The following is a 26927-nucleotide window of genomic DNA, read 5'->3' on the forward strand; positions in this document are numbered from 1 at the left end:
TAAACCGGCCCTCTCCCCGTTGGCACAGCTCCTGCTATAGCCCTCGCAGGCTGCGTTTCAACGCGCTCCACAAAAACAATTAAACGAAGGATCCTTCAATGGATAACTCCAACGCCCTGCCACTTGGGTCGGCTGCCGTGCCGGTCAAAGAAAGAACCACCGCCAGCCGGATCAAATCGATCTTCAGCGGTTCCGTCGGCAACATGGTCGAATGGTACGACTGGTATGTGTATGCCGCCTTCTCGTTGTACTTCGCCAAGACATTCTTCCCTGCAGGCTCCTCCACCGCGCAACTGATGAACACCGCCGCGATCTTCGCCGTGGGCTTCCTGATGCGCCCGATCGGTGGCTGGATGATGGGCCTTTACGCGGACAAGGTCGGTCGCAAGAAAGCCTTGATGGCCTCGGTTTACCTGATGTGCTTTGGCTCGCTGCTGATCGCCCTGAGCCCGAACTACGAGACCATCGGTATCGGCGCGCCGATCCTGCTGGTGTTCGCCCGTCTGCTGCAAGGCCTGTCGGTCGGCGGTGAGTACGGCACTTCGGCCACCTATCTCTCGGAGATGGCGACCAAGGAACGTCGCGGCTTCTTCTCCAGCTTCCAGTACGTAACCCTGATTTCCGGCCAGCTCATCGCGCTGGGCGTGCTGATCGTGCTGCAGAACATCCTGACCACTGAACAGCTGTATGCATGGGGCTGGCGCATCCCGTTCGCCATCGGCGCACTGTGCGCTGTCGTTGCGCTGTATCTGCGTCGCGGCATGGAAGAAACCGAGTCGTTTACCAAAAAAGAGAAATCCAAAGAAAGCGCCATGCGCACTTTGATGCGTCACCCCAAAGAGCTGTTGACCGTGGTCGGCCTGACCATGGGCGGCACCCTGGCGTTCTATACCTACACCACCTACATGCAGAAATACCTGGTGAACACCGTCGGCATGAGCATCTCCGACTCGACCACCATTTCTGCCGCGACGCTGTTCCTGTTCATGTGTCTGCAACCAATCATCGGCGGCCTCTCGGACAAGATCGGCCGTCGTCCGATCCTGATTGCCTTCGGCGTGCTGGGGACGATCTTCACTGTGCCGATCCTGATGACCCTGCACACCATTCAGACCTGGTGGGGTGCGTTCTTCCTGATCATGGCGGCGCTGATCATCGTCAGCGGCTACACCTCGATCAACGCGGTGGTGAAGGCCGAACTGTTCCCGACCGAAATCCGTGCGCTGGGCGTCGGCCTGCCGTATGCACTGACCGTGTCGATCTTCGGCGGTACCGCTGAATACATCGCGCTGTGGTTCAAGAGCATCGGCATGGAAACCGGTTACTACTGGTACGTGACAGCGTGTATTGCAGTGTCGCTGCTGGTGTACGTGACCATGAAAGACACCCAGAAACATTCGCGGATCGTCACTGACTGATCGGGTATTCACAGCCACTGCAAGGGTGGCTGTTCTGGCCCCATCGCGAGCAGGCTCACTCCCACACTGGATTTGTGTCGATCACAGAACCAATGTGGGAGCGAGCCTGCTCGCGAATGAGGCAACTCGGTATCAAGTCAACTCGGCAGCTTGCTGCTTGCCATATCGCTTCTGCGCATACGAAGCCCCGACTATCATCACCAACAGAATCCCCGCCAGCACCGCCGACGAACCGATGGTGCCAAAGTCCAGCCCGCCCTTCTCATGGGATTTTGTCATCAGGTCGCCCAGCGTTGCGCCAAATGGCCGGGTCAGCACGAACGCCACCCAGAACAGCAGCACCGTGGAAATCTTCGTGAAGTACTTGAGCAACACCACCACGGCAATCGTCGAGCCGATCAGCAAAGCCCCACCGGCAAAACCCAGCCCCGAATCGTCGGCCAGGTAATCGCCGAGCGCCGTGCCCAGGGTGTTGGAAAACAGAATCGCCATCCAATAGAACATCTCGCCGCGAAAGCTCTGCACTTTGCTGACGTTGAGCGAATCACCACTCAGGCGCCACGCTGCGAAGATCGCCAGCAGAATTGCAATCAGGATCATCGAGCCGGTGGCATACCCCAACCCCAGCGTGCGATCCATGAAATCGGACATCGTGGTGCCGGCGGTGCTGGTGGATAAAATCACGATCCAGTACAGCAGCGGCTTGTAGGTCTTGGCCATCAATTGCGTGATCAACGTCAGAACGAACACGCTGATCAGAATCAGCGAGCTGATGGCATAGCCAACGTTGAGCGTCATCGAGAGCAAATCTCCCGCGGTTTCCCCAAGGGTCGTCGCGCAGATTTTCATGACCCAGAAGGCCAGGGTGATTTGAGGAAGTTTATTCATCGCAGGTAACGCTCCAGTGTGTGACGGCCGGTTCTTGGTTTTCTGGCCGTGGGCAGACTGGCGTTGCGCGAGTGAAAAAGCGGTCGGCAATGTATGAAAAATCTGTCACATGGCGAAAACAGCGATTAATCGCTAATTAATGCTGGCCCCGCATCCTGCAACTACCTGATCGATGACCTGCGCGACGCTCGCTCCGACGACGAAAGCGATTCAAGTGCGCCGCCCTTAATATCTAGTTAATCGATTATTTTTAGCATTATTTTGCGCTTTTTAATCAAATTAGTTGGCGTAGCATGAACCCCATGCAAGACACACCCGCCAACGAATCCGGAGTAACGAACATGAAAACCAAACTGATCCTCGCCCTGACCCTGTCCGTACTGGCCGCCAATACCTTTGCTGCCGATGGCTCGGACAAAACCAAATCCGCCGACTTCATCAACGGTGCCAGCGCCGCCATCGAAACCAGCCACACCGGCACCTATGCCGCAGACGGCTTCGATAAAACCAGCATTGGCAAAGCCGTCGCTGCCGATGGTTTCGATAAAACCGGTACTGCGGCCGCCATTGCCGCTGACGGTTTCGATAAAACCGGCACCGCCGCAGCCATCAGCTAAGTATCCACACTCCCTCCACAGCCCGGCCTTGGCCGGGCTTAGTCATTTCTGCGGGATGACAATTTCTGAAATCAACACAAAACCCCTGTAGGAGTGAGCCTGCTCGCGATAGCGGTGTATCAGTCACCCAATGCGTCGGCTGGTAGGACGCTATCGCGAGCAGGCTCACTCCTACAGGGATCTTCGTCTGGCTGGAAATATGCGGGGCGTCCTTGCACTATGGCTGATCCGAAACGCAGCCTCAGGAATTCACCCGCCATGCCCGATGACATCCACTTCTACGAACCCGCCAACGGCCACGGCCTGCCCCACGATCCATTCAATGCCATCGTCGGCCCACGCCCCATCGGCTGGATTTCCTCGCAGGATGCCAACGGCCAGTTGAATCTGGCGCCGTACAGTTTCTTCAACGCCTTCAATTACATTCCGCCGATCATTGGTTTCTCCAGCGTCGGGCGCAAAGACAGCTTGAACAATATCGAGCAGACCGGCGAATTCGTCTGGAACCTCGCCACCCGCCCGCTGGCCGAACAGATGAACCAGAGCTGCGCGATGGTCGCGCCTGAGGTCAACGAGTTTGAATTGGCGGGCCTGACCACGGTGGCGTCGAAAGTGATTTCAGTGCCACGGGTCGCCGAAAGCCCGGTGTCCTTCGAGTGCAAGGTCACCCAGATCATTCAGTTGCAGCGTGCCGACGGCGAGACAGTGCCGAGCTGGCTGATCCTCGGCGAAGTGGTCGCCGTGCACATCGCCAAGTGGCTGTTGAAGGACGGCATCTACGACACCGCCGCCGCAGAACCGATTCTGCGCGGCGGCGGGCCGGCGGATTATTTCCAGTTGGGGCCTGAGGCCCTGTTCAAGATGTGGCGTCCGGGCGCAAACAAGTAACGCGTTACCAGATCAACTCGGCGTCAGCAGTGACGCCCTTGAGGTCATCCAGCTTATTGATAGCGGCCTCGTCGGCAGCGATGGCGCCGGGGAACACCTGATCATTCAGCAGTTTGTGAAAGCGTGGTGCACCGCCATCGACCAGGGCCTTGACCGCGATTGCCGCGTGATAACCCTTGTTGCCGCCCAACTCGACGGGGACGACTGCGGAGACTGCTTCGAAGTGTTCGAACTCTTTACGTGCCATGTCACGGATCCTGGCTCAGCCCAATAAGCCGGACATTAAACCCTCAACCGGCGAGTTTGTGTACCGGCGCCGAACATTGGCCGAGGGCTTGCGCCGCCGAGACGTCCTTGAACGTGTGGAAATCCAGACTGTTGACCACCAGGTCCTGCACCAGCTCGGCGAAGATTTCCATCGACGGGCTGTTGAAGTACGCGGTCATCATGGGCTGACTGCTCCAGAAACCGGAGACCAGCCACAACTCGGGATCACACTGCGAATGCTGCAAGGCAAAGCTCAGGCAACCGGGGGCGGCACGGGACGGTTCGATCAACGCGCTGAGGCGCACACCGAGTTCCGCCGAACGCCCGGCGCGCGCTCGAACGAAGGCCATATGACTGACGGGAATCTGCTTGGACATGTTCAACCCTCCCAGGGAGTCGCGTGGCAGCCGGGGGACGGGCTGCGACAGGATCCAAGATTAAGGGTCAGATGACCGATGCCGTTAGTCGATTCCTGCCGACGCATTGCACAATCCTGCGAGACTGCAATCAGGACGTGTAACAACCTGTAAATCCGTGTCATACCGCTGTCATACGCCGATCATGCAAGTTTACCGGTCGGCGTCCCGTTATGGCTGGGCACACTGACAACCCCATGCAGAATCAGGCAAGCATTTCGCAGGATGTGTCTACCGCTTGCGCTTGCACAAACATATGCTCTGCTCCATTCCACCTCCCCTGCCGAGGATGCCGTGCATGACGTCATTCGATCGTTTTCAAGCCCCGCCCGACGCTGACATGGAAAAGCAGCGTGCGGAACTGGCGGCGATCATCCGCCGCAACACCACCGACGATGGCAGCTACGCAACCGCCATCGGTTCGCTGTACATGTCGCGCCATACCCAATCCCATGATTTTGCCCCGGTGCTCGCACAACCAGCGCTGTGCATCATGGCGCAGGGTCGCAAAGAAGTGCGTCTGGCCGATGAATACTTCAATTACGACCCGCTGAATTATCTGGTGGTGTCGGTTTCGATGCCGTTGAGCGGGCGCGTAGTCAATGTGTCGCCGCAGGAGCCGATCCTCGCGGTCCGGCTGGATATCGACCCGGCGGAAATCACTGCGCTGATCGCCGACGCCGGCCCGATGGGCGTGCCGACCCGGCCGACCGGACGGGGTTTGTACGTGGAGCAAATCGACAGTTCGATGCTCGATGCCGTACTGCGCCTGGCGCGTTTGCTTGATGCACCGAAGGACATTGCCATGCTCGCGCCGCTGATTCGCCGGGAGATTCTCTACCGTCTGCTGCGCAGCCCGCAGGGCCATCGTTTGTATGAGATCGCGATTGCCAACAGCCAGAGTCACCGTATCAGCCAGGCGATCAAGTGGCTCAACGGTAACTTCGAGCAGCCATTGCGCATTGATGATCTGGCCAAGGAAGTGAACCTCAGCGTGTCGACCTTGCATCACCGTTTCAAGGCGATGACAGCGATGAGCCCGCTGCAATATCAGAAGCAGTTGCGCCTGCAAGAGGCGCGGCGGTTGATGCTGGCCGAAGGGCTGGAAGCGTCGGCAGCGGGATATCGGGTGGGCTATGAAAGCCCTTCGCAATTCAGCCGTGAATACAGCCGCTTGTTTGGTGCACCGCCGCTCAGAGATCTGGCGCGGTTGCGGCTGTCGGTCTGATCCAGAATCTGCAGTGAGGCTTACTGCCCCATCGCGAGCAGGCTCACTCCTACAGGGGAACGCATTCCAATTGTAGGAGTGAGCCTGCTCGCGATGGCGTCGGCAGGGCCAACATCAAATCCGGATCAAGCCCCCAACACCCGACACGCCTCGCTCGGCAATGTCACCGACACCGGATGCCCGATCGCCAATCCAATCCCCTGACACGGCGTACTCAACGCCGTGAACGTCACCCCGGAACACTCCACCGTGGTCTCGATGGTCGCGCCGATATCACGCACGAACGTCACTTTGCCCAGCAGACGATTGCCCGCCGTGGCCTGCGGCGCGGACAGTTGCAGGTCTTCCGGGCGGATCAGCATTTTGACTTTCTGCCCCACCACGATGCTGCTGCAGATCGGCACTTGCAGGGCATCGCCACCCGGCAGGCTGACCTTGCCGTCGCCCAGCGCGGTGGCCGGGAAGATATTCCCCGAGCCAATGAAGTCGGCGACAAATTCGTTGGCCGGGTGCCGATAGATTTCAATCGGCGTACCCACCTGCTGCACCTTGTGTTCGCCCAGCACCACAACGATGTCGGCCATGGTCATGGCCTCACGCTGATCGTGGGTGACCATGATCGTGGTGATGTTCAGGCGTTGTTGCAGTTGGCGGATTTCCACCTGCATCGACTCGCGCAATTTGGCGTCGAGCGCCGACAGCGGTTCGTCGAGCAAGAGGATTTTCGGGTGCGAAGCAATCGCCCGGGCAATCGCCACGCGCTGGCGTTGACCGCCGGAGAGCTTCGCCACCGGCCGGTCGATCATCGCCTGCAACTGGATCAACTCCAGCAACTCAACCACGCGTTTTTGCTGATCAGCCTTGCTCACACCGCGCAGTTTCAGCGGGTAGGCGATGTTCTCGCCGACGGTCATGTGCGGGAACAGTGCCAGTGACTGGAACACCATGCCGAAGTTGCGCAGGTGCGCCGGGGTATGGCCGATGTCTTCGCCGTCCAGACGAATCTCGCCGCCGCTGAGGGTTTCCAGGCCGGCGATCATCCGCAGCAAGGTGGTTTTGCCACAGCCCGAAGGGCCGAGGAAACACACCAGTTTGCCTTCCGGCAAATGCAGGTTGACGTCTTGTACCGCGCAAGCCGAGCCGTAGAATTTCTCGACGTTTTCCAGAATCAGACCAGTCATGTTGCACCTCAAATCAAAAGGAAACGCCGCCCTCGCCCACCAGCTTCTCCAGCGCCCAGATCAGGACGAAGTCGATCAGCACGATCAGCACGGCAAACGAGAACACGGTAGGGTCGAGCGATGACACGGTGCGGCTGTACATCCAGATCGGCACGGTCATGACATCGATGGTGTAGAGGAAATAGGTCACGGTGAATTCGTTGAACGAGACGATGAACGCCAGCAGCATGCCCGCCAGAATCCCCGACTTCATCAACGGCACCACCACATCGACAATCGCCCGCAACGGCGAGGCGCCGAGCATCCGCGCGGCTTCTTCGACTTCACTGCCGATGGACAGCATCGCGGCGGTGCAGTTTTTCACCACGAACGGCAGCGCCAGAATCACGTGGGCAATCACCAGCCGCGAGGTGGTGATGTGGAACGGCAGGCTGTCGAACACCAGCAGCAACGCCAGGCCCAACACCACCATCGGAAACACCAGCGGTAGCGACATCAGTTGCAGCGCCACGGCTTTGCCACGGAACTCGCAGCGGGTCAGCGCGTAGGCCGCCGGCACCGCGATCAGCGTGGCGAAGACCATGGTCAGGCACGACACCAGCAAACTGGTGGTCATCGCCTGGCCGAGGCTCAACACATCACTGGCGTCCGGCGACACGAAGGTGTGCCACGCGGCTTTGTACCATTGCAGGCTGTAGCTGCTCGGCGGGAAGTCGAGGTTCGACGCACCACTGAACGACATGACGATCATGGTCAGGATCGGCAACACCGCCAGCAGCAAGATGAACCCGGAAAGGATCCCGGCGAACTTGCCGGTATCGCCCGGCAGCAGCGCCATGCGCTTCTTGGTCAGGACACTCATTGCGAAGCCTCCAGCAAACGGCGACGGCGGCCGGTGATGTATTCGGACAAGGTCATGATGGCGAGCGTGGTGATGATCAGCACCACCCCGGCCGCCGACGCGGCGGGCCAGTTCATCAGCGGGGCAATCTGGTCATGCACCATCACCGCGAGCATCGGCACGCGCCGACCACCGAGCAGCAACGGCACGACAAAACTGCTGGCGTTGTAGGCGAAGACCAACGTCGCGCCGGTAATGATCCCCGGCAGACTCATCGGCAAAACCACCTGACGGAACACTTGAAAACGGCTGGCGCCGAGGGTCGCGGCGGCCTCTTCGTAAGACCGCGCGACGCCGCGCATGGCGCTGGCGATCGGTAGCACGGCGAGCGGGAACGCGGTCTGCACCAGGCCCATCAACACACCGTTCTGGTTGTACAGCAGCATGATCGGCCGCTTGATCAGGCCCAACCCCATCAACGCCTGATTGAGCATGCCGGCGGGGCCGAGAATCACCAGCCAGCCGTAGCTTTGCAGCAGCAGGTTGACCAGCAACGGCAACAACACCGCGGCGAGGAAAATCCGCCGCAGGAATGGCGAGGTCAGCCGCGACATGGTGTAGGCCACCGGGATCGCCAGCACCACGGCGATCACCGCACTGATCAGCGCCAGCCGCAAGGTCAGCAACAAGGATTTGAGGTAATAGGGTTCGAGCAATTGCGCGTAACTGGCCAGGCTGAAACCTGTCCACTCCGCACCTTTGGTGCCGACGCTCATGCGCAGCACCAGCAGGCTGGCGGCAATCAGCACGCCGAGAAACAGCATCGACGGCGTGAGGAATAACCACGCCCGGGCAGTCGGCGAAACACCGCGCGCCGGGCGCACGTCACCCGCGCCGACCGGTTGGGTCAGGGATTGATGTTCCATAGCAATGATCTCGTCAATGGAAAACAACAGGATGCGAATCCGGGCAAAAACCTGTGGCGAGGGAGCTTGCTCCCGCTGGGTCGCGAAGCGGCCCCATCAATGAGTGAATGCACTCGCGAGGTTGCCGTTCAGATTGCGGCTGCTTCGCAGCCGAGCGGGAGCAAGCTCCCTCGCCACAAAAGTTCTTCAGGTCTCGGAAATCAGGAAGAAAAGATTTCCGTATAGCGACGAATCCATTGGTCATGCACGGTGGCCAGGAAGGCGTTGTCGTGCATGATCGCCTTCTCGGCAATCTGCTCCGGCGTGAGGATGAACGGGCTCTTGCGTGCTTCGGCGGAGATAATCGCCTTGGCGTTGACCGGACCGTTGAAGATGTCTTCGGCCATCTTGCCCTGCACCAGCGGGTCCAGAGAATGGTCGATGAAGGCGTAGGCCAGATCAGTGTCGCCCGGACGATTTTTCGGCATCACCGAGAGCATCAGGTCGGTGTAGAAACCTTCCTTCATGCCGAACGTGGCGCCGAGGCCGTAGTTCGGATCGCGGATCTGTTTCGGGAAAAACGCCGGGGCGTACAGCCCGCCCATGTCCAGCGAACCGGTGCGGAACAGCTCGGCAATCTGGTTGGGGTTTTCGCCCAGCGTCACCACGCGGTCCTTGAGTTCAGCGAGTTTCTTGAAGCCCGGCTCGATGTTGTGCTCGTCACCGCCAGCGAGTTTCGCGGCGATGATGATCAGGTCCATCGCCTCGGTCCAGTTTGGCGGCGGCAGGAAAATATTCGGCGCCAGATCGGCGTCCCACAGCGCGGCGTAACTGTCCGGCGCTTCCTTCTGGGTGCGAGTGCTGTAGACCAGACTGTTGCACCACAACAGATAGCCGATGCCGTGACCGTTGGCTCCGGTGCGGTATTTTTCCGGCACGTCGACCAGGTTGGGAATGCGGTTGAGATCAGGTTTTTCCAGCAGCCCGGCGGCGGCCAGACCTTCGGCGCCAACGCCCGCCAGGGTAATGATGTCGTACTGCGGACGATCACCGCCGGCCTTGAGTTTGGCGACCATTTCCGAGGTGCTGCCAGTACGGTCAGCGATGACCTTGGCGCCGGTCTTGGCTTCGAAGGTTGCGGCAATGTTGCGCAGTGCGGCGAGGCCGGTGTCATCCGACCAGGTCAGCAAACGCAGGGTCTTGCCGGCGAAACGCGTGTCGCTGGCACTCGCCCGGATGAAGGGCATGCTCATGGCGGCCGCCGCCACCGAGGCGACGCCAACGGTTTTAATGAATTGACGCCTGTTCAGATCGTGCTCGCCCATGACGGACTCCCTTTGTTTTTTTAAGTATGAGGTTGGTCGCAACCGTTGCATCCGCGCGGCCGGATCCGCGCCAAGCCCCGTATCACAAGGGCTTTAGCGCTGCCGACGGGTTCATCCTGAGGTCGTGCAAAACACCTGACTATCGATAAAAACTCATTGAAGCCATGACGCCGACGCATGCCTCGTTGCGAGGCATGCGCTGACCTTTTTCGGGCGTTTCAGAGCGCCCGGATCACGTGTTTGATTTCCTGAAACGCGGCCAGACCCCATGGCCCCAACTCACGGCCGATGCTGCTCTGCTTGTAACCGCCCCACGCCGTTTGCGGGAAGATCACCTGCGGCGCGTTGAGCCACACCAGCCCCGCCTGCAGGGCGTTGGCGACACGATCAGCGGTCTCGGCGTTACGCGTCACCACACTGGCGACCAGACCGAACTGGCTGTCGTTGGCCAGCGCGATGGCCTCGGCCTCAGTGGCGAAACTGCGCACGCACAGCACCGGGCCGAAAATCTCTTCGCACCACAACGCACTGTCGAGGGGCACGTCAGTGAATACCGTTGGCTGCAAAAAATATCCGCGTGGCAAGTCCGCCGGACGATTACCGCCACACAGCAGCTTCGCCCCGGCACTCAAACCACGGTCGATATGGCCGAGCACACGCTGGTATTGCGCCTGGTTGACCAGTGCGCCCATTTCCACATTCGGATCGAACGGGTCAGCCACCCGAATCGCCTGGGCACGTTTTTGCAGACGGCTGAGGAATTCCTCTTCCAGCGTTTCGGCGACCAGCACCCGGCTGGTCGCCGAGCATATTTGCCCGGCGTTGAAGAAACCGCCGCCACAGGCCAGCTCCACGGCCAGATCCAGGTCGGCATCTTCCAGCACCAGCAACGACGATTTGCCACCCAGTTCGAGACTCACGCCCTTCACGGTTTCCGCCGCGCGTTGCATCACCTGAACGCCAACAGCGTTGCTGCCGGTGAAGGAAATCTTGGCGATACGCGGATCACCCGACAGCGGCGCGCCCACCGCCAGACCCGTACCGCAAACCACGTTGAACACACCTTTCGGCAGGCCGGCTTCGGCAATGATCGCCGCCAGTTCCAGCTCCGGCAGCGGCGTGACTTCTGAGGGTTTGAGCACCACGCAGCAACCGGCAGCCAGGGCCGGTGCGAGCTTCCATGCGGTGGTGACCATCGGGAAATTCCACGGCACGATCAGACCGACCACACCGCACGGCTCACGGCGTAGACGTGCGCTGAAGTCGTCGCTGGGCAGCGGCACGGTGCTGTCGAGCTGCGCGTCGAGACCGTCGGCCAACCCGGCGTAGTACTCGAAGGTAGCGATCACGTCATCGACGTCGATGGCCGCTTCGAACTGCGGTTTGCCGTTGTTGCTCGACTGCAATTTCATCAGGTGATCGCGACCGTTGCGCACGCCGTTGGCGATGTTGCGCAGGATCACAGCGCGTTCGGCACCGGTGGTTTGTGACCAGGTTTTGAATGCTTCGACGGCGACGGTCACCGCGTGATCGACAGCCAGTTCATCACCGCCATTGACCGTGGTCAGCAGCGCTTCGGTGGCCGGGTTGATCACCCGCAGATGTTCGCGACCGGCAGACCATTGGCCGTTGATGTAGAGGCCGTCGAGGGTGGTTGGGAAGTTGATCATTTGCTCACCGCCTGCATCCACTGGTTCTGGTCGATTTCAATCACCGTCGGGCCTTGACGATCCGTCGCCGCACGCAGCGCGCCGCGCAGTTGCTCCACCGAGCTGATCGCTTCGGCAGCGCAGCCCAGCGCCTTGGCCACACTGATGAAATCCGGGGTGTAGATATCCACGCCGACCGGTTCGATGGCGCGGTTGACCATGTATTTCTTGATCTCTTCGTAACCCTGGTTATTCCACAGCAAGACGATCACTGGAGTGCGCGCTTCGACGGCGCTGGCCAATTCCGGCAGGGTGAATTGCAAGCCACCATCGCCAATCAGGCACACCACTGGCGGACGAGCGCCGCCCTCGACGCTGCCACCGAGCCACGCGCCGATGGCCGCCGGCAAGGCGTAACCGAGAGTGCCGTAACCGGTGGACGAGTTGAACCAGCGGCGCGGACGCTCCGGGTTGAAGGTGAGGTTGCCGGTGTACACCGGTTGCGTGGAGTCGCCGACGAACACGGCATTCGGCAATTCGTGCAGCACGGTTTCGAGGAAGCGGGTCTGGGCCAGGGTCGGCGCATCCCAGCTCGCGGCCAGATCATCACGCAGACGCGCGGCACGCACCTGGCCCCAATCGTTGCGACGTTCGGCCAGCGCCTTGTGCGACAGCGCGCTGAGCAGCGCTTGTGCGGCGTTGCGCGAGTCGGCAACCAGCGCGACATGAGGCGGATAGTTGCGCACGGTCTGGTCGGCATCGATATCGATGCGCAGCAGCTTGCCGGGAATCTCGAAGCCACCAGCGAAGGTGACGTCGTAGTCGGTCTCGGCCAGTTCGGTGCCGATTGCCAACACCACGTCGGCGTCGGCGACCAGTGCGCGAGTGGCGACCAGACTTTGCGTCGAACCGATCAGCAGCGGGTGGCTGGACGGCAGCATGCCTTTGGCGTTGATCGTCAGTGCCACTGGAGCGTCGAGCAATTCGGCCAGTTCGGTAAGCTCGGCGGCGGCATCGATTGCCCCGCCACCGGCAAGGATTAGCGGACGCTGGGCGCCTGCCAGCAACTCGCTCATGCGGCTGACGGCAGCAGGTGCAGCACCGGCGCGATCAATGTTGACCGGCACGCTGGCGAGCAAGTCATCGGCCTCTTCCACCAACACGTCCAGCGGAATCTCGATGTGCACCGGACGCGGACGCCCGGCCTGGAACAGTGCGAAGGCACGTGCCAATACACCGGGCAATTCCGACGCCGACATCAGCGTGTGGGAGAACGCAGCGACGCCACCGACCAATGCGCTCTGGTTCGGCAGTTCGTGGAGTTTGCCACGACCGCCGCCCAACTGATTGCGGGTCTGCACGCTGGAGATCACCAGCATCGGGATCGAGTCGGCATAGGCCTGACCCATCGCCGTGGTGATGTTGGTCATGCCCGGCCCGGTGATGATGAAGCACACGCCAGGTTTGCCGCTGGTGCGGGCGTAGCCGTCAGCCATGAAACCGGCGCCCTGCTCATGCCGTGGGGTGACGTGGTTGATGCTCGAACGGGCCAGCCCGCGATACAGCTCCACGGTGTGCACGCCGGGAATGCCGAACACCTGCTCGACCCCGTAATCTTCGAGTAACTTGACCAGTACTTCGCCACACGTCGCCATGTCATTGCCCTTCTTGTTCATTTGAGACACAAGGCCTTTGTGTGGGAGTGAGCCTGCTCGCGATGGCGTCTTCTCATTCAACATAACGGTGACTGACACACCGCTATCGCGAGCAGGCTCACCCCTACAAATGGCCCTTCAATGGGCTCATTGAACGGTGGGCAGGTAGCCGCAACAATCGATTAAAAGTCATACTAGCCATGTCCTCACGTCATACCTTGGATCCACATGAAACGACTGCCTCCCCTGCCCGCCCTGCACACGTTTCTGATCACCGCGCAGTGCTGCAACTTCACCCGGGCCGCCGAGCAGTTGCACATCACCCAAGGCGCGGTGAGCCGGCAGATCGCCGGGCTGGAAGATCATCTGGGGTATGAGTTGTTCATTCGTCTGGCCCGGGGCCTGGAGCTGACGGCCGAGGGGCGCGAATGGTTGCCGCGCGTGGAGAAGGTGTTCGGCCTGATCAGCGAAGCCACCGAGCAGATCGGCCTCAAGCGTGAAACCCTGCAACTGAAGGCGCCGAGCTGCGTGATGCGCTGGTTGGTGCCGCGCCTGTTGCAGTGGCAAAAAGAACGGCCGGACGTGCCGGTCAAACTGACCACCACCCTCGCCCATGGCGTCGACTTTCAGCGCGAGCAATTCGATGCCGCGGTGATTTATGGAACAGCGCCGGACAATTCTTCCACCGCCCTGCATCTGTTCGACGAGCAACTGACACCGGTCTGTTCACCGGCATTGCTCAAAGGCCCGCCGGCATTGTCCGAACCGGCCGATCTGCAACAACACCTCCTGCTGCACCCGACCCGCGACACCCAGGACTGGAAGGTGTGGCTGACGGCTGCCGAGTTGCAGTTGAGTAATGTGAACATGGGTCAGCATTTCGAGACGCTGGATCAGGCAATGTCGATGGCGTCCCACGGGACAGGCGTAGCGATCGGCGACTGGTCGTTGATCGGCGATGACCTGCGCGCCGGACGACTGGTGATGCCGTTTGAGCTGAAGGTGAAGACGGGGCTGGCGTATTACGTGGTGGTGCCGCACGCAACGGAATCGTCGCCGCAGCTGGAGGAATTGATGATCTGGCTGGTCGAGCAGGCGCATTTGCGCTGAAAAATGTAGGAGTGAGCCTGCTCGCGATAGCGGTGAGTCAGTGACATTTACTTCGACTGATACACCGCTATCGCGAGCAGGCTCACTCCTACAATTAGAACGTGCGGAACATCAATATCCGACAGTAAACCGCTGACGCGAATGCTTCGGCGTTTCCACTTCGTCGATCAGCGCAATCGCGTAATCGGCAAAGGTGATCGAGCTTTGGCCTTCGGCGCTCACCAGCAAGTCATCCTTGCCGATGCGGAACTTGCCGGTGCGCTCGCCTTCGACAAACAGCGCCGACGGCGACAGGAACGTCCAGTCCAGTTCCTTCTCCTGACGCAAGGCCTCAAGGAACGCTGCACCGGCGCTGGCCTCTGCCTTGTATTCGGCCGGGAAACCGGCACTGTCGATCACTCGGGTGCCGTCCGGCAGCAACAGCGAACCGGCACCACCAACCACCAGCAGACGCTTCACGCCCGCCTGCTTCACTGGCCCGACAATTGCGCTGGCCGGAACCGTGGCGAAATGTGCAGCGGTAATCACCACGTCGTGTCCCGTTACTGCGTCTCGCAATGCCGCCGCATCCAGCACATCGACATTCTTGCTGACTACTCCGGCACGGGTGCCGATCTTCGAAGTATCGCGGGCGATAGCGGTAACGCTGTGACCACGACGCAGGGCTTCTTCCAGCAGTTGGCTACCGGCACGGCCGGTGGCACCAATGATTGCGATCTTGCTCATGACATTCTCCAGTTGGCTTGAGAGTGCTGCGTTTTCAGATTCGGCTTACCACTGCATTTCGCCCTTGGCGACTTTCGCGCTCAGCTCCAGCGAGCTTTCCTCGCCCAGTTTCGGGTAGCGCTTTTTCATTGCGGCGATCAGCGCAGCGGAGTCTTTGGCCTTGGCCGTTTCCTGATCGAAAGCCTTAATGTAGTCGGCGGTGAATTTCACGCTGGCCAGCGAGCGGCTGCTGTCACCCAGGTAATGCCCCGGCACTACGGTTTTCGGCTTGAGGGTTTCAATCGAATGCAGGGTTTGCAGCCAGTCGGCGTGGGATTGCGCGGTCTGAGTGTCGGCCATCCACACATGGATGTTCTCGGCAACCACCACGCCACCGACCACGGCTTTCAGCGATGGAATCCACACGAAGCTGCGATCCGGCTGTTTGCCCTCAAGCCCGACCACCTGCAACTTCTGCCCTTCGAGCATCAGGCTGTCGCCCTTGAGCACGCCCGGCACGATAGTTTTAGCTGGCACGTCAGCACCCATTTTCGGGCCCCAGAACGCCAGTTTGCCTTCGACGGTTTTATTGATGTGATCCACCGTCGGTTGCGAGGCAAGCACCTTGGCGTCCGGAAAAGCTTTGGTCAGGGTGTCGAGGCCGAAGTAGTAATCCGGATCACCGTGGCTGATGTAAATGGTAGTCAGGTGCTTGCCGCTGGCGCGGATCTTTTCCACCACTTGCTCGGCCTGGGATTTACCGAACTGCGCATCAACAAGAATTGCATCTGTCTCGCCACTGACCAGCACCGAAGTCACCGGGAAAATGGCCTGGGTGCCAGGGTTGTAGACATCAAGAGTCAGGTTGGCAGCGGCCGCATGGGCGGCGAAACCGAGGGAAGCAGTGGCAAGTAGAACGCGTTTGAGTGTGGTGAAGCCGATCATCTGTTGCTCCGGTGTCCGAATGCCGTGTCTGGCGATGGGACAGAGCTTAGTTGCCTGACTCAGTACAAAAAATGCGATGCTTGGACATAGTTTGTTTCTGAAAGCGGGCAAATCATGGATCGTCTCCAAGCAATGCGGGTGTTTGTCACGGTGGTGGACCTGGGCAGCCAGTCGGCAGCGGCCGATCATCTGGATCTCTCACGCCCGGTGGTGTCGCGGTATCTGGCGGAGCTGGAGGACTGGGTCGGCGCGCGTCTGATGCACCGCACCACGCGCAAGTTGAGCCTGACAGCCGCCGGCAGTGAAATCCTCCCGCGCTGCCGGCAGATGATTGAGCTGTCGAGCGACATGCAGGCCGCCGTCAGCGAACCCCACGATGCGCCGCGTGGACTCCTGCGGATCAGCGTCAGCACCTCATTCGGTCAGGCGCAACTGGCCGATGCGATGGCGGCTTACGTCAAGCGCTACCCGGGGGTGAGTATCGACATGCAAATGCTCGATCGCACGGTGAATCTGGTGGATGAGCGGATCGACCTGGCGATCCGTACCAGCAATGATCTGGACCCGAATCTGATCGCCCGGCGCCTGACCGTGTGCCGTTCGGTGGTGTGTGCCGCCCGGGCCTATCTGCAAGAGCATCCAGCGCCACAGCGAGTGGAAGAACTGAGCCGGCACAATTGCCTGACGCACTCGTATTTCGGCAAAAGCCTGTGGCATTTCGAGGAGGACGGCGAACCCGTTTCGGTACCGGTGCAGGGCAATATCAGCGCCAACGAGGCCAGCACCTTGCTGCGTGCGACGTTGGCCGGCGCGGGGGTGGCGATGCTGCCGACCTATCAGACCGGGGTGCATATTCATTCAGGAGAATTGATTCGCTTGCTGCCTCAAGCGCAACCGCGGCAGATGAACATCTACGCGGTCTACGCCTCGCGCAAACACATGCCGGCGGCGTTACGCAGCATGCTGGATTTTCTGGTAGAGCGCTTTCCAGAGCATCCGCAATGGGACGTTGATCTGTAAACCCGATCCCCTGTAGGAGTGAGCCTGCTCGCGATAGCGGTGTGTCAGTCGGATAGAGGTTACCTGACACTCCGCTATCGCGAGCAGGCTCACTCCTACAGGGGGGGCTATCAGCGTGCTGAATGGCCGGTTACAAGCTCAAGCACACTCGCTGGCAACTCGCCGCCGCTGACCTATGCTGAAAGTAATACCGGCAGGTATACGTTCAGAGGTCGAACACCATGAACATCAAAACAAGAAGGTACTTCGCGATATTCATTACCTGCGCCGCAACGCTGGCGCTTTACGGCACTGCGGCCTGGCGAGTCGAGCAACTGCGCCAACTGCCCCGCGAATACGCGAGTTGCAACTTCGAACGCTGCATTCCGCACAACGCCACGCTCAACGCGTTGCGCTGATGTAGCTGGAGCGAACCCTGTAGGAGTGAGCCTGCTCGCGATAGCGGTGTGTCAGTCTTCTGCAATATTGATCATGACGGCGCTATCGCGAGCAGGCTCACTCCTACAAGGGATTTGTGGTGGTTACAGACTTACTGCTCAGCCTTCAGACGGTCGCGAAAAGCCTTTGGTGATATCCCCACCCTGCGCCGGAACAGACGCGTGAAGTTGGTCGGATCGGAAAACCCCAACAACTCCGACATCTCGTAAATCGTCATGCTGGTGTACGTCAGCAAGCGCTTGGCTTCGAGCAGTTGACGCTCGTGCATGATCTGCAGCGCCGGCTGCCCCGCCAGTTCACGGCACGTGCCGTTAAGGTGCGACACCGAAATTCCCAGCCGATGCGCGAGGTCCTCGACCTTCACATGCTGGCGATAAGTCTCTTCCACCAGTTGAATAAAGCCATTGAGGTATTCGCGTTGGCGCTGTGGTCGCTGGCTGGCGTTATGGCGCACGATTGCCTGACGACTGACCCAGACCATGATCACGCTGACCAGCGAATGCATGAGCATTTCCCGCGCCGGCTGATGGCCGTTGTACTCGGCCTGCAACGCCGTAAATAGACTGTTCAGGTAATCGCCGTCCTTGCCCGCCGGATAGCCTTCAGCCCGGGCCAGCGCGTGCACGGCATCGCCCAGTTGCGCCTGCAGGTGGTTGATCAGCGGAGTTGCCAGCGTGACGACAAACCCTTCGACGTCTTCGGAAAAACGAAAGCCATGCACCGACAGCGGTGGCAGGACTTGAATTGCTGGGGTGTGCAGTTGTGTGCGCTGGCCTTCGATCTCAAGCTCTGCCTGACCTTTGAAAACGAAGAGTAACTGGCACAGATCAGCGTGGCGGTGGGGTTTGATTTCCCATTGATGTTCGCGACTGCGTGAGGAAATGGTTTCACAGTGCAGCAAGTCAGGGGTCGGCCAGTCCAGGCTTTCACCGTAGAGCTTGAACACCGGAATCGAAGGCAGCTCGGGCTTGTTCATCACTTCAATCCAGGCCTCTTGTCTTGCGGGCGATAATCGCACCGATTGGCAGAATGTACAGGTATCGGCTCAGTTTTCACCTTCAATTGACAGACCCGCAAGGGAAAAATGCAAGCACTCGATCCATAAAAAATATTCACCGGCCTTGGTCGCGTGAAGCTTGCGAGCCATAAAAACAATGAAAACGCTGAAAACCCAAGTCGTCATCATTGGCGCCGGTCCGTCCGGATTACTCCTCGGTCAGTTGCTGCACAACGCTGGCATCGACACCCTCATCCTCGAACGTCAGACACCCGATTATGTCCTCGGTCGAATTCGTGCCGGCGTGCTTGAACAGGGCATGGTAGAGCTGTTGCGCCAGGCTGGCGTGAGTCAACGAATGGACGCCGAAGGACTGGTCCATGGCGGTTTCGACCTGGCGCTGGAGGGGCGTCAGGTGCACATCGATCTGCAGGCACTGACCGGCGGCAAGACCGTGATGATCTACGGCCAGACCGAAGTCACCCGTGACCTCATGGCCGCTCGTCGGGAGGCAGGTGCTCTGTCGTTTTATGAGGTGAGCCATGTCGTTCCCCACGGCATGAAAAGCGACGAAGCCTTTGTCACTTTCGAAAAGGACGGTGAAACCTGGCGCGTCGATTGCGATTACATCGCCGGTTGCGACGGCTTCCACGGTGTTGCCCGGCAGTCGATTCCAGAGGGTTGCCTGAAGGTCTTCGAACGGGTTTATCCCTTCGGCTGGCTGGGAATTCTGGCCGACACCCCACCAGTGCACGACGAACTGGTCTATGCCCGCCACGAACGCGGCTTTGCCCTGTGCAGCATGCGGTCGGCAACCCGCACCCGCTACTACCTGCAAGTGCCGGCCGAAGAAAACGTCGATGACTGGAGCGATCAGCGTTTCTGGGATGAGCTGAAAACCCGCCTGCCTGTCGCGCTGGCGGAGAAACTGGTGACTGGTCCGTCGATCGAAAAGAGCATCGCGCCGCTGCGCAGTTTTGTCGTTGAGCCGATGCAGTACGGACGGATGTTTCTGGTCGGCGACGCGGCGCATATCGTCCCGCCAACCGGCGCCAAGGGTTTGAACCTTGCAGCGAGCGACGTCAGCACGCTGTTCAACATTCTGCTGAAGGTCTACCGCGACGGTCGTACCGATCTGCTGGAGAAATACTCTGAGATCTGCCTGCGTCGGGTGTGGAAAGCCGAGCGGTTTTCCTGGTGGATGACCTCGATGCTGCATCGCTTCGATGACCACGATGATTTCAGCCAACGCATCAGCGCCTCGGAACTGGACTACTTTGTCAGTTCAGAAGCGGGCCGAAAAACCATTGCAGAAAATTACGTCGGGCTTCCTTATGAGGCTATCGAATAGCCTGCTACCGACTTACACTGGCGAGCATCCCCGCTCGCCTGGCGATCTGCGGGACTCACACTGCCCGCAGGTTTTGCCCGTGACCAATCTCAATCACCCCGAAACGCCCAAACCGGCCATTCGCAGCGTGCTGGTCGCGCTGATGATGGCGATCTTTCTTGGCGCGCTGGACCAGACCATCGTCGCCGTATCGATGCCGGCCATTTCCGCTCAGTTCAAGGACGTCAGCCTGCTGGCCTGGGTGATTTCCGGGTACATGGTGGCAATGACCGTGGCGGTGCCGATCTACGGCAAGCTCGGCGACTTGTACGGACGGCGCAAACTGATGCTGTTCGGCATGGGCCTGTTCACCCTCGCCTCACTGTTCTGCGGCATGGCGCAGAGCATGGAGCAATTGGTGCTGGCACGGATTCTTCAGGGTATCGGCGCCGGCGGGATGATTTCGGTCAGCCAGGCAATCATCGGCGACATCGTGCCGCCCCGCGAGCGCGGACGTTATCAGGGTTACTTCAGCAGCATGTACGCGGTGGCCAGCGTTGCCGGCCCGGTACTGGGCGGCTACATGACCGAATACCTGTCGTGGCGCTGGGTGTTTTTCATCAACTTGCCGCTGGGTCTTGGCGCGTACTGGGTAGCGCAGCGCAACCTGCGCGGGCTACCGATTCCACAGCGCAAACCGATCATCGATTACCTCGGCACGCTGCTGATGATCATTGGCCTGACCGCGCTGTTGCTCGGCATCACGCAGGTCGGTCAGGGGCATTCGTGGCGCAGCAGCGAAGTGCTCGGGCTGTTCGCCTGTGCGGTGGTGGTGCTGGCGGTGTTTGTCTGGCACGAACGGCGTGCGCGGGAGCCGTTGCTGCCGATGCACCTGTTCGCCAACCGCAACGCCTTGCTGTGCTGGTGCACGATTTTCTTCTGCAGTTTCCAGGCGATTTCCCTGATCGTGCTGATGCCGCTGCGCTACCAAAGCGTCACCGGCGCCGGAGCTGACAGCGCGGCGTTGCACTTGCTGCCGTTGGCGATGGGCCTGCCGATTGGTGCGTATTTCGCCGGGCGCCGAACGTCGATCACCGGGCGCTACAAACCGCAGATTCTCACCGGCGCGATGCTGATGCCGATCTCGATTTTCGGCATGGCGTTCAGCCCACCGGAAGCAACCTTGCTCAGCGGGTTGTTCATGCTGCTCAGCGGGATTGCCGGCGGCATGCAGTTCCCGACCTCGCTGGTCGGCACGCAGAATTCGGTGGAACAACGCGACATCGGCGTCGCCACCAGCACCACTAACCTGTTCCGCTCACTGGGCGGCGCAGTAGGGGTAGCGCTGATGTCGGCGCTGCTGCTGGCCTTGTTGCAGGACTCCAGTTTTGCGCATCTGGCGGGCGGTTCGCTGATGAGCGAGGGCCATTCGGGGAACGTCTTGCTGGACGGTTTGAACGCAGCGCCGGGCGACGCTCAGAATGCCTTGCGCGCGGAGTTGCTGGTGACCTTCCGGCATTTGCTGTGGGTCAGTGCGGCGGTATCGCTGCTGGGCCTGGCTGCGGCGATTGCGATGCCGAACAATCTGCTGCGCGGCCGTGAGCACGGCGCCAAATAAAACAAGCACTACGAAACTCTGTAGGAGTGAGCCTGCTCGCGATGAGGGCGTGTCATACAACAATGACGTCGACTGACACACCCTCTTCGCGAGGAGGCTCACTCCTACAAGGGCTGATCTTCACGGGCTGTAGTAACCGACCGCCACAAGGAAATGCCCGACCTTCTTCAGGTAGGCATGCTTGTCTTCGACCTTGCCGGTCACCGGGTTCTTCCAGCGGTATTCATATTCGCCGTCATCCTGTTTGGCGATCAGCGCCAGAATCGGCTCGCCCACCGGTTTGCCTTCCGGGTCCTTGATCTTGCTGAAATCGGTGTTGATCAGGCGCAGATTGGTGCCATGAGCGACGTAACGCTGGGTGTCGAGATCCACCACAAACACGTACAGGTCATCCTGCAAGTAGCCGCCCTTGAGCGAATTGATCGCCGTCAGCGTGGCCTTTTCGTTTTTGCTCAGGTCAGTGGCGGCTTTGTCGAGCAACGCTTTGGCTTGCTCGGCCGAGGCCCGTGGCAGGTAATACCCGACGGCGAGAATTCGCTGGCCGATGCGCTGATAAAACACATGCTTGCGTTCGACCTTGCCGTCGGACCAGTTCTGCCAGCGGTATTCAGCTTGTTGAATGCCGTTGCCTTCCGGCACTTTCAGGGCGTCCTTGAACGCTTTCTGCAAATCCGCCGGGAGCACTTCGCTGACGTCGCGACCAATCAAGGCTGACGATGGCCCGCCGCTGGCGAGCATCACGCCTTTGATGTCGACCACAAACACGTAGCGATCCTTGTCGACGAACTCGCCCTGCCGGCTGAACGCGGCGAGCGCCTTGTCACCGTTGTCGTGGTAGTAGGCCAGCGCTTTTTCCAGCAAGGCGATGGCGGCCTTGCTGTCATCCTTTTCCGTGGTCGCCGCGTTGACCTGACCGAATCCGACCAATAACAGCAAACAGAGCCAAGCGAATTTATGCACAAACCCCATGACGCATCCCTCGTTCTTGTTGGTGTTTCAAGAGCGTAGACGGGTTGGGGTGATGTATGGATATTCAGAAGGTTTCTGGAAATGACACAGTCCCCTGTGGTGAAAGGGGATTATCTGTGGTGAGGGGATTTATCCCCGATGGGCTGCGAAGCAGCCCCAATTCAAGCAACACATATTTCCTGACACACCGAGCTGAATGGTTGTAGGGCTGCTTCGCAACCCATCGGGGATAAATCCCCTCACCACAGGATTTACCCACTCCACAATAATGCTGTTCAGTTAAGGTCGGGCATTGATCTGCTGTTGCAGGTTCTGAATTTGCGCCTGAAGCGTGTTCAGGTTGCGGGTCATCTGACCGCGGAAGGCGTCGAATTCGGCAGTGTTGCCGCCACCCTGCGGCGCTGCCGGGCGGTTGTCCTGCTCGCTTTTGAGGACGACGATTTCCTGTTCCAGACGATCAATCGCCGCGCTCGGATTGCCTTGTTTCTTCAATGCGGCAATATCTGCGCCGAGGCTTTTGAACTGGGCATCGAAGCCCTTGAGTTGTGCGTCGACCTTGCTGGTATCGGCCGGCGTGCTTTTCACCGTCGCCAATTCTGCGCTCAGCGTTTTGACCTGTGCCTGCAACTGGGTATTGGCGTTCTGTTGCTCGGTGGTCTGGGCGGTCATTTGCGCCAGTCGCTTGTCCAGATCGCTGGCCTGACCGGCCACGCCTTGCTGCTGTTTGCTCTGGTCAAGCAACTTGCCTTCCAGTTGCTTGATCTGCAGCTTCAAGGCTTCGCTGTCGCTGGTGACGTTGCTCTGGCTGGCCACGACCTTGCCGGAAATGTCCTGCAGGCGCCCCGCCGCTTCCTCACTGATGCGCGCGAAGCTTTCCTGAGTCGCGACCAGTTGTTGCTCCATCAGCGAAATCTGCTGGAAGCTCCACCAGGCCAGACCGATGAAAGCAAAGAATAGCGCGCCCACCAACGCCCACAACGGCCCGGTGCTGGCGGCCTTGACCTTGACTACCGGCGGCGTGCGCGAGTGCACGGAGGTGCGGCTGGTGGTCGGAATGTCATCGTCGTCGAAGGTGTCGGCACGCAGGCTCGGAACATCATCGAAATCGTCGTGGGCATCATTACGCATGGACATTGAGGCAACCTTTGTGAAACGCGGTGATGGCTAAATGCTGCGAAGTATAACCGCCGCAGCCGCAGGGATTGACCCTCAACCTGCGGTGCGGTTCATTGCCGGCCGGCCGAATCGTTGCAATGCGTTTCAGCGAATGTCCTGAGCCTTCCACCAGCCGCAGAACTCGTCGAGGGCCGTCCACAGGCTGACTTTCGGATCGTAGTCCAGATAATGCCGGGCGCGACTGATGTCGAGGGTGAAATTTTTTTTCATCACTTGCATGCCCAAGCGCGACAGCGTCGGCTCCGGACGCCCCGGCCAGAGTTTGCATGCGCCCTCGTTGAGCGCCGCGACGCTGTAGGCCAGCCCGTAGGAGCGGTACTTGGTGACCTGCGGGACTTCCATTTTGCGCATCACGTAATTGACCACATCCCACAACGGCACCGGCGCGCCGTTGCTGATGTTGTAGGCCTTGCCGAGCGCGGAACCGGCGGCCAGCAGACTGCTGAGCATGGCTTCGTTGAGGTTGTGCACGCTGGTGAAATCGACCTTGTTCAAGCCGTTGCCAATGATCGCCAGTCGTCCCTTGCGCTGCATGTTCAGCAGGCGCGGGAAGATGCTCATGTCGCCGGCACCGGTGACGAAGCGCGGGCGCAGGGCAATGGTGTCCAGACCGAATTCCTGGGCACCGAAGACCTTCTGTTCGGCCAGATACTTGGTCGCGGCATAGTGATGCTTGAAGCGCTTGGGCACTTGCTCTTCGGTCAGGTTGAAGTGGTCACGGCCATCGAAGTAGATCGACGGCGACGACAAGTGCACAAGACGCCGCACCCGTTGTTTCAAACAGGCTTCGACAACGTTTTCGGTCACCTGCACGTTGCCCTGATGGAAGTCTTGATAGCGGCCCCACAAGCCCACGGCGCCCGCGCAGTGCACCACGGCTTCGACGTCGGCGCAGAGTTCGCGCACCAGTTCCGGATCCGTCAGATCGCCGGGGACAAACTCGGCGCCACGGCGCACCAGATGCTCGACGCTCTCGGCCCGGCGACCGTTGACCCGCACGTCCAGGCCCTGCTCCAGGGCGAAACGCGCAAAGCGTCCGCCAATGAAGCCGCTTGCGCCGGTGACCAGAATTTTCATGCAAAACTCCAACAGAAAAGCAGCCTCAAGCATCAAGCTTTCAGCTACAAGTTTAAAACAGTGCGCAGCGCTTCACTTGCCGCTTGCAGCTTGACGCTCATGGCTGCTTCCAGGGCACCAGCCATTGCGCTGAAGAGCGCACCAGTTGCTCGGTCAACAAGCCCAGCAACTGACCGCCATTGCGCCAATGATGCCAGTACAACGGCACGTCGATCGGTTTATCTGGCAACAGTTCGCGCAACGCCCCGCGCTGCAACTGCTCGCGCACTTGCAGTTCCGGCACCAGGCCCCAGCCCAGTCCGGCCTCGGTCAGGCGGATGAAGCCTTCGGAGGACGGGCACAAATGGTGCTCGAATCCGCCATCGACACCGAGCGAGGCGAGATAACGATGCTGGAGGAAATCGTCCGGGCCGAACACCAGCGCCGGAGTGCGCGGCAGCTGTTCGGCGCGCACACCATCGGGAAAATGCCGTTCAATGAAAGCAGGGCTGGCCAACGCCCGATAGCGCATCGCGCCGAGCAACACGCTGCGGGCGCCAGCCACCGGGCGCTCGCTGGCACACAGACACGCCGCCACTTCACCGGCACGCATGCGCTTGAGGCCGACGGTCTGGTCCTCGACGATCAGATCCAGCAACAAATGTTGTTCGGCACAGAAATCGCCCACCGCTTGCGCCCACCAGGTCGCAAGGCTGTCGGCGTTCAGAGCAATGCGCAGGCGTTCCGGAAGCCCTTCTTCGTCCAGCGCAGGCACAAGGGTTTGCAGATCGCGCTCAAGCAGGCGCACCTGCTGAACGTGGTTGAGCAGACGTCGGCCGATTTCGGTCGGCGACGGTGGCGTGCCGCGCACCAGCACGGGCTGACCGACCCGCGCTTCCAGCAATTTGATCCGCTGCGAGATCGCCGATTGCGACAGGCCCAGCACCTGCGCGGCGCGTTCGAATCCAGCCTGCTCGACCACGGCGGCCAGAGCGGAAAGCAATTTGTAGTCGAACATCAGTTTTCCTAATGAGCGATCAGCACTATTGGTTTTTCTTATACAACGTCGAGACGGAGAATAGCCAGCAAGCACTCTTTATCAAGGACTACCCAAAATGGCTGGCGAAACCTCACTCAGCACTTTGCTGCGCAGCATGAGTCCGCAGCTCAACGCCGGCGAATACGTGTTCTGCACCCTGCGCGACGGTCAGATGCCCAATGGCCTGGAGATTGTCGGCAGCTTCCGCGAACAGGAAGGTCTGACGGTAATTCTTGAACGCTCCCACGCCGAACAGGCCGGTTTCAATTTCGACTACGTCGCTGCGTGGATCACCCTGAACGTGCATTCGGCGCTGGAGGCCGTCGGTCTTACGGCGGCGTTCGCCACCGCACTGGGCAAGGCCGGGATCAGTTGCAACGTCATCGCCGGTTACTACCACGACCATTTATTCGTCGGTCAGGCCGACGCCGAACGCGCCATGCAAGTGCTGCGTGATCTGGCAGCCAACGCGGAGTGAATCTTATGTGGCAAAGCTATGTGAACGGCTTGCTGGTGGCGTTCGGATTGATCATGGCGATCGGCACGCAGAATGCCTTTGTGTTGGCGCAGAGCCTGCGGCGTGAGCATCATTTGCCGGTCGCGGCGCTGTGCGTGGTCTGCGATGCGCTGCTGGTGGCCGCCGGAGTGTTCGGGCTGGCGACGATACTGGCGCAGAACCCGACGTTGCTGGCGATTGCGCGCTGGGGCGGCGCGACGTTCCTGATCTGGTACGGCAGCCAGGCACTGCGCCGGGCCTGCTCGAAACAGAGCATGAATCAGGGCGACAACCAGACCGTGCGCTCGCTGCGCGCAGTGATGCTCAGTGCGTTGGCGGTGACGCTGCTCAATCCGCACGTTTATCTGGATACCGTTTTGCTGATCGGCTCGCTCGGCGCGCAGCAATCGGTGCCGGGCGCTTATGTGGTCGGCGCTGCGAGTGCTTCGCTGTTGTGGTTTTTCACTCTGGCGCTGGGCGCGGCATGGCTGGCACCGTGGCTGGCTCGGCCGAGTACCTGGCGGATTCTCGATCTGGTCGTGGCGCTGATGATGTTCACGGTAGCGGGACAATTAATATTGGCGTCGTGATTTATTCCAAACAGCTCTGGAACCTCTATCCCACACAGTTGTTGCGTGGTTAAGCCGCTACCCCGGTGCTATGATCGGAACCCTGCGCCGCAAAGAGTAAAAACTCGCCGGTGCATTTCTGGCCGCCCGTGATCGGCCTTGCGCTCACCGCAACAGACCT

The 26927-nt window shown here is 60.0% G+C and carries 27 protein-coding genes; 11 read left to right on the forward strand and 16 right to left on the reverse strand.

Annotated features, from left to right (window positions below; translation table 11 throughout):
* Nucleotides 1-98 precede the first annotated feature (98 nt).
* Nucleotides 99-1418 carry an MFS transporter gene (locus tag ACIOWE_RS11825; protein ID WP_201237017.1) on the forward strand — a complete coding sequence of 440 codons (1320 nt, stop codon included), beginning with the start codon at nucleotides 99-101 and terminating at the stop codon, nucleotides 1416-1418.
* 132 nt (nucleotides 1419-1550) lie between these two features.
* Here ACIOWE_RS11825 and ACIOWE_RS11830 read toward each other — a convergent pair whose 3' ends face one another.
* Nucleotides 1551-2306, reverse strand: coding sequence for a hypothetical protein (locus tag ACIOWE_RS11830; protein ID WP_401391231.1), 756 nt, complete (start codon nucleotides 2304-2306; stop codon nucleotides 1551-1553).
* A 341-nt stretch (nucleotides 2307-2647) separates the two neighbouring features.
* Between ACIOWE_RS11830 and ACIOWE_RS11835 the strand changes: the two genes are divergently transcribed.
* Together ACIOWE_RS11835 and ACIOWE_RS11840 are read left to right on the forward strand one after the other, a co-directional pair.
* Nucleotides 2648-2923, forward strand: coding sequence for a hypothetical protein (locus ACIOWE_RS11835; protein ID WP_166225794.1), 276 nt, complete (start codon nucleotides 2648-2650; stop codon nucleotides 2921-2923).
* A 258-nt stretch (nucleotides 2924-3181) separates the two neighbouring features.
* Nucleotides 3182-3811 carry a flavin reductase family protein gene (locus ACIOWE_RS11840; RefSeq protein ID WP_212543918.1) on the forward strand — a complete coding sequence of 210 codons (630 nt, stop codon included), beginning with the start codon at nucleotides 3182-3184 and terminating at the stop codon, nucleotides 3809-3811.
* Nucleotides 3812-3815: 4 nt separating this feature from the next.
* Here the strand turns inward: ACIOWE_RS11840 and ACIOWE_RS11845 are convergent, their stop codons facing one another.
* The gene (locus ACIOWE_RS11845; protein ID WP_201237014.1) at nucleotides 3816-4058 is read right to left on the reverse strand and encodes a hypothetical protein; all 243 of its coding nucleotides are present in this window, start codon (nucleotides 4056-4058) and stop codon (nucleotides 3816-3818) included.
* Between the two features lie 43 nt (nucleotides 4059-4101).
* Nucleotides 4102-4455, reverse strand: coding sequence for a putative quinol monooxygenase (locus ACIOWE_RS11850; RefSeq protein WP_401391235.1), 354 nt, complete (start codon nucleotides 4453-4455; stop codon nucleotides 4102-4104).
* Nucleotides 4456-4792: 337 nt separating this feature from the next.
* Between ACIOWE_RS11850 and ACIOWE_RS11855 the strand changes: the two genes are divergently transcribed.
* Nucleotides 4793-5722 (forward strand): AraC family transcriptional regulator, encoded by a 930-nt coding sequence (locus tag ACIOWE_RS11855; RefSeq protein ID WP_201237012.1) that lies wholly within the window; start codon nucleotides 4793-4795, stop codon nucleotides 5720-5722.
* A 125-nt stretch (nucleotides 5723-5847) separates the two neighbouring features.
* Here the strand turns inward: ACIOWE_RS11855 and ACIOWE_RS11860 are convergent, their stop codons facing one another.
* The 6 genes from ACIOWE_RS11860 to ACIOWE_RS11885 all read right to left on the reverse strand — a co-directional run bounded on the left by ACIOWE_RS11860 (nucleotide 5848) and on the right by ACIOWE_RS11885 (nucleotide 13278).
* Complete coding sequence (locus ACIOWE_RS11860) at nucleotides 5848-6903, reverse strand: ABC transporter ATP-binding protein (protein ID WP_201232541.1); 1056 nt, start codon at nucleotides 6901-6903, stop codon at nucleotides 5848-5850.
* 13 nt (nucleotides 6904-6916) lie between these two features.
* Nucleotides 6917-7765 carry an ABC transporter permease gene (locus ACIOWE_RS11865; protein ID WP_401391240.1) on the reverse strand — a complete coding sequence of 283 codons (849 nt, stop codon included), beginning with the start codon at nucleotides 7763-7765 and terminating at the stop codon, nucleotides 6917-6919.
* The gene (locus ACIOWE_RS11870; protein WP_401391243.1) at nucleotides 7762-8670 is read right to left on the reverse strand and encodes an ABC transporter permease; all 909 of its coding nucleotides are present in this window, start codon (nucleotides 8668-8670) and stop codon (nucleotides 7762-7764) included. The genes ACIOWE_RS11865 and ACIOWE_RS11870 overlap by 4 nt, the downstream gene beginning before the upstream one ends.
* Nucleotides 8671-8870: 200 nt before the next feature.
* On the reverse strand, nucleotides 8871-9974 hold the full coding sequence (locus tag ACIOWE_RS11875; RefSeq protein ID WP_249490619.1) for an ABC transporter substrate-binding protein: 1104 nt from the start codon (nucleotides 9972-9974) through the stop codon (nucleotides 8871-8873).
* A 218-nt stretch (nucleotides 9975-10192) separates the two neighbouring features.
* Nucleotides 10193-11644 carry an aldehyde dehydrogenase family protein gene (locus ACIOWE_RS11880; protein ID WP_401391246.1) on the reverse strand — a complete coding sequence of 484 codons (1452 nt, stop codon included), beginning with the start codon at nucleotides 11642-11644 and terminating at the stop codon, nucleotides 10193-10195.
* Nucleotides 11641-13278 carry a 5-guanidino-2-oxopentanoate decarboxylase gene (locus tag ACIOWE_RS11885; protein WP_401391288.1) on the reverse strand — a complete coding sequence of 546 codons (1638 nt, stop codon included), beginning with the start codon at nucleotides 13276-13278 and terminating at the stop codon, nucleotides 11641-11643. Before ACIOWE_RS11885 ends, ACIOWE_RS11880 begins: the two co-directional genes overlap by 4 nt.
* A gap of 228 nt (nucleotides 13279-13506) precedes the next feature.
* On the opposite strand from ACIOWE_RS11885, the gene ACIOWE_RS11890 reads away from it, so the two are divergent.
* Nucleotides 13507-14388, forward strand: coding sequence for a LysR substrate-binding domain-containing protein (locus ACIOWE_RS11890; protein WP_401391249.1), 882 nt, complete (start codon nucleotides 13507-13509; stop codon nucleotides 14386-14388).
* 111 nt (nucleotides 14389-14499) lie between these two features.
* Here the strand turns inward: ACIOWE_RS11890 and ACIOWE_RS11895 are convergent, their stop codons facing one another.
* Nucleotides 14500-15114, reverse strand: coding sequence for an NAD(P)-dependent oxidoreductase (locus tag ACIOWE_RS11895; protein WP_401391252.1), 615 nt, complete (start codon nucleotides 15112-15114; stop codon nucleotides 14500-14502).
* Between the two features lie 45 nt (nucleotides 15115-15159).
* Complete coding sequence (locus tag ACIOWE_RS11900) at nucleotides 15160-16038, reverse strand: MBL fold metallo-hydrolase (protein ID WP_401391255.1); 879 nt, start codon at nucleotides 16036-16038, stop codon at nucleotides 15160-15162.
* A 114-nt stretch (nucleotides 16039-16152) separates the two neighbouring features.
* Between ACIOWE_RS11900 and ACIOWE_RS11905 the strand changes: the two genes are divergently transcribed.
* Nucleotides 16153-17058, forward strand: coding sequence for a LysR family transcriptional regulator (locus tag ACIOWE_RS11905; RefSeq protein WP_401391258.1), 906 nt, complete (start codon nucleotides 16153-16155; stop codon nucleotides 17056-17058).
* Between the two features lie 221 nt (nucleotides 17059-17279).
* Nucleotides 17280-17456, forward strand: coding sequence for a hypothetical protein (locus ACIOWE_RS11910; RefSeq protein WP_008085463.1), 177 nt, complete (start codon nucleotides 17280-17282; stop codon nucleotides 17454-17456).
* A 131-nt stretch (nucleotides 17457-17587) separates the two neighbouring features.
* On the opposite strand, the gene ACIOWE_RS11915 is transcribed toward ACIOWE_RS11910, so the two are convergent.
* Entirely contained in the window at nucleotides 17588-18472 is an 885-nt protein-coding gene (locus ACIOWE_RS11915; protein WP_201237007.1) for a helix-turn-helix domain-containing protein, read from the reverse strand.
* A gap of 178 nt (nucleotides 18473-18650) precedes the next feature.
* On the opposite strand from ACIOWE_RS11915, the gene pobA reads away from it, so the two are divergent.
* Together pobA and ACIOWE_RS11925 are read left to right on the forward strand one after the other, a co-directional pair.
* Nucleotides 18651-19844, forward strand: coding sequence for a 4-hydroxybenzoate 3-monooxygenase (pobA, locus tag ACIOWE_RS11920; RefSeq protein ID WP_401391262.1), 1194 nt, complete (start codon nucleotides 18651-18653; stop codon nucleotides 19842-19844).
* Between the two features lie 79 nt (nucleotides 19845-19923).
* On the forward strand, nucleotides 19924-21441 hold the full coding sequence (locus ACIOWE_RS11925) for an MDR family MFS transporter (protein ID WP_201237005.1): 1518 nt from the start codon (nucleotides 19924-19926) through the stop codon (nucleotides 21439-21441).
* A 120-nt stretch (nucleotides 21442-21561) separates the two neighbouring features.
* Here ACIOWE_RS11925 and ACIOWE_RS11930 read toward each other — a convergent pair whose 3' ends face one another.
* From ACIOWE_RS11930 to ACIOWE_RS11945, 4 genes are all read right to left on the reverse strand, one after another.
* Nucleotides 21562-22410: a cache domain-containing protein gene (locus ACIOWE_RS11930; RefSeq protein ID WP_401391266.1), complete on the reverse strand. Its 849-nt coding sequence runs from the start codon at nucleotides 22408-22410 to the stop codon at nucleotides 21562-21564.
* Nucleotides 22411-22689: 279 nt separating this feature from the next.
* The gene (locus ACIOWE_RS11935) at nucleotides 22690-23544 is read right to left on the reverse strand and encodes an ATPase (protein ID WP_401391268.1); all 855 of its coding nucleotides are present in this window, start codon (nucleotides 23542-23544) and stop codon (nucleotides 22690-22692) included.
* A 126-nt stretch (nucleotides 23545-23670) separates the two neighbouring features.
* Nucleotides 23671-24663 (reverse strand): NAD-dependent epimerase/dehydratase family protein, encoded by a 993-nt coding sequence (locus ACIOWE_RS11940; protein ID WP_401391271.1) that lies wholly within the window; start codon nucleotides 24661-24663, stop codon nucleotides 23671-23673.
* A gap of 97 nt (nucleotides 24664-24760) precedes the next feature.
* Nucleotides 24761-25660 carry a LysR family transcriptional regulator ArgP gene (locus tag ACIOWE_RS11945; RefSeq protein WP_401391273.1) on the reverse strand — a complete coding sequence of 300 codons (900 nt, stop codon included), beginning with the start codon at nucleotides 25658-25660 and terminating at the stop codon, nucleotides 24761-24763.
* A gap of 97 nt (nucleotides 25661-25757) precedes the next feature.
* Between ACIOWE_RS11945 and ACIOWE_RS11950 the strand changes: the two genes are divergently transcribed.
* Both ACIOWE_RS11950 and ACIOWE_RS11955 read left to right on the forward strand, forming a co-directional pair.
* The gene (locus ACIOWE_RS11950; protein WP_401391276.1) at nucleotides 25758-26159 is read left to right on the forward strand and encodes an ACT domain-containing protein; all 402 of its coding nucleotides are present in this window, start codon (nucleotides 25758-25760) and stop codon (nucleotides 26157-26159) included.
* Between the two features lie 5 nt (nucleotides 26160-26164).
* Nucleotides 26165-26767, forward strand: a complete 603-nt coding sequence (locus tag ACIOWE_RS11955; RefSeq protein WP_401391279.1) for a LysE/ArgO family amino acid transporter — start codon at nucleotides 26165-26167, stop codon at nucleotides 26765-26767.
* Nucleotides 26768-26927 lie beyond the last annotated feature (160 nt).

Source organism: Pseudomonas sp. NPDC087598, from assembly GCF_044743525.1.
Taxonomy (GTDB): Bacteria; Pseudomonadota; Gammaproteobacteria; order Pseudomonadales; family Pseudomonadaceae; genus Aquipseudomonas.

Excerpts from the sequence above, each read along its gene's own strand:
- ACIOWE_RS11945 (WP_401391273.1), bottom strand. The coding sequence starts at position 25,660 with ATGTTCGACTACAAATTGCTTTCCGCTCTGGCCGCCGTGGTCGAGCAG.
- ACIOWE_RS11940 (WP_401391271.1), bottom strand. The coding sequence starts at position 24,663 with ATGAAAATTCTGGTCACCGGCGCAAGCGGCTTCATTGGCGGACGCTTT.
- ACIOWE_RS11935 (WP_401391268.1), bottom strand. The coding sequence starts at position 23,544 with ATGTCCATGCGTAATGATGCCCACGACGATTTCGATGATGTTCCGAGC.
- ACIOWE_RS11840 (WP_212543918.1), top strand. The coding sequence starts at position 3,182 with ATGCCCGATGACATCCACTTCTACGAACCCGCCAACGGCCACGGCCTG.
- ACIOWE_RS11855 (WP_201237012.1), top strand. The coding sequence starts at position 4,793 with ATGACGTCATTCGATCGTTTTCAAGCCCCGCCCGACGCTGACATGGAA.
- ACIOWE_RS11870 (WP_401391243.1), bottom strand. The coding sequence starts at position 8,670 with ATGGAACATCAATCCCTGACCCAACCGGTCGGCGCGGGTGACGTGCGC.
- ACIOWE_RS11835 (WP_166225794.1), top strand. The coding sequence starts at position 2,648 with ATGAAAACCAAACTGATCCTCGCCCTGACCCTGTCCGTACTGGCCGCC.
- ACIOWE_RS11950 (WP_401391276.1), top strand. The coding sequence starts at position 25,758 with ATGGCTGGCGAAACCTCACTCAGCACTTTGCTGCGCAGCATGAGTCCG.
- ACIOWE_RS11880 (WP_401391246.1), bottom strand. The coding sequence starts at position 11,644 with ATGATCAACTTCCCAACCACCCTCGACGGCCTCTACATCAACGGCCAA.
- ACIOWE_RS11915 (WP_201237007.1), bottom strand. The coding sequence starts at position 18,472 with ATGAACAAGCCCGAGCTGCCTTCGATTCCGGTGTTCAAGCTCTACGGT.
- ACIOWE_RS11850 (WP_401391235.1), bottom strand. The coding sequence starts at position 4,455 with ATGTCCAAGCAGATTCCCGTCAGTCATATGGCCTTCGTTCGAGCGCGC.
- ACIOWE_RS11905 (WP_401391258.1), top strand. The coding sequence starts at position 16,153 with ATGGATCGTCTCCAAGCAATGCGGGTGTTTGTCACGGTGGTGGACCTG.
- ACIOWE_RS11825 (WP_201237017.1), top strand. The coding sequence starts at position 99 with ATGGATAACTCCAACGCCCTGCCACTTGGGTCGGCTGCCGTGCCGGTC.
- ACIOWE_RS11955 (WP_401391279.1), top strand. The coding sequence starts at position 26,165 with ATGTGGCAAAGCTATGTGAACGGCTTGCTGGTGGCGTTCGGATTGATC.
- ACIOWE_RS11845 (WP_201237014.1), bottom strand. The coding sequence starts at position 4,058 with ATGGCACGTAAAGAGTTCGAACACTTCGAAGCAGTCTCCGCAGTCGTC.
- ACIOWE_RS11875 (WP_249490619.1), bottom strand. The coding sequence starts at position 9,974 with ATGGGCGAGCACGATCTGAACAGGCGTCAATTCATTAAAACCGTTGGC.
- ACIOWE_RS11900 (WP_401391255.1), bottom strand. The coding sequence starts at position 16,038 with ATGATCGGCTTCACCACACTCAAACGCGTTCTACTTGCCACTGCTTCC.
- ACIOWE_RS11895 (WP_401391252.1), bottom strand. The coding sequence starts at position 15,114 with ATGAGCAAGATCGCAATCATTGGTGCCACCGGCCGTGCCGGTAGCCAA.
- pobA (WP_401391262.1), top strand. The coding sequence starts at position 18,651 with ATGAAAACGCTGAAAACCCAAGTCGTCATCATTGGCGCCGGTCCGTCC.
- ACIOWE_RS11860 (WP_201232541.1), bottom strand. The coding sequence starts at position 6,903 with ATGACTGGTCTGATTCTGGAAAACGTCGAGAAATTCTACGGCTCGGCT.
- ACIOWE_RS11890 (WP_401391249.1), top strand. The coding sequence starts at position 13,507 with ATGAAACGACTGCCTCCCCTGCCCGCCCTGCACACGTTTCTGATCACC.
- ACIOWE_RS11865 (WP_401391240.1), bottom strand. The coding sequence starts at position 7,765 with ATGAGTGTCCTGACCAAGAAGCGCATGGCGCTGCTGCCGGGCGATACC.
- ACIOWE_RS11885 (WP_401391288.1), bottom strand. The coding sequence starts at position 13,278 with ATGGCGACGTGTGGCGAAGTACTGGTCAAGTTACTCGAAGATTACGGG.
- ACIOWE_RS11830 (WP_401391231.1), bottom strand. The coding sequence starts at position 2,306 with ATGAATAAACTTCCTCAAATCACCCTGGCCTTCTGGGTCATGAAAATC.
- ACIOWE_RS11910 (WP_008085463.1), top strand. The coding sequence starts at position 17,280 with ATGAACATCAAAACAAGAAGGTACTTCGCGATATTCATTACCTGCGCC.
- ACIOWE_RS11930 (WP_401391266.1), bottom strand. The coding sequence starts at position 22,410 with ATGGGGTTTGTGCATAAATTCGCTTGGCTCTGTTTGCTGTTATTGGTC.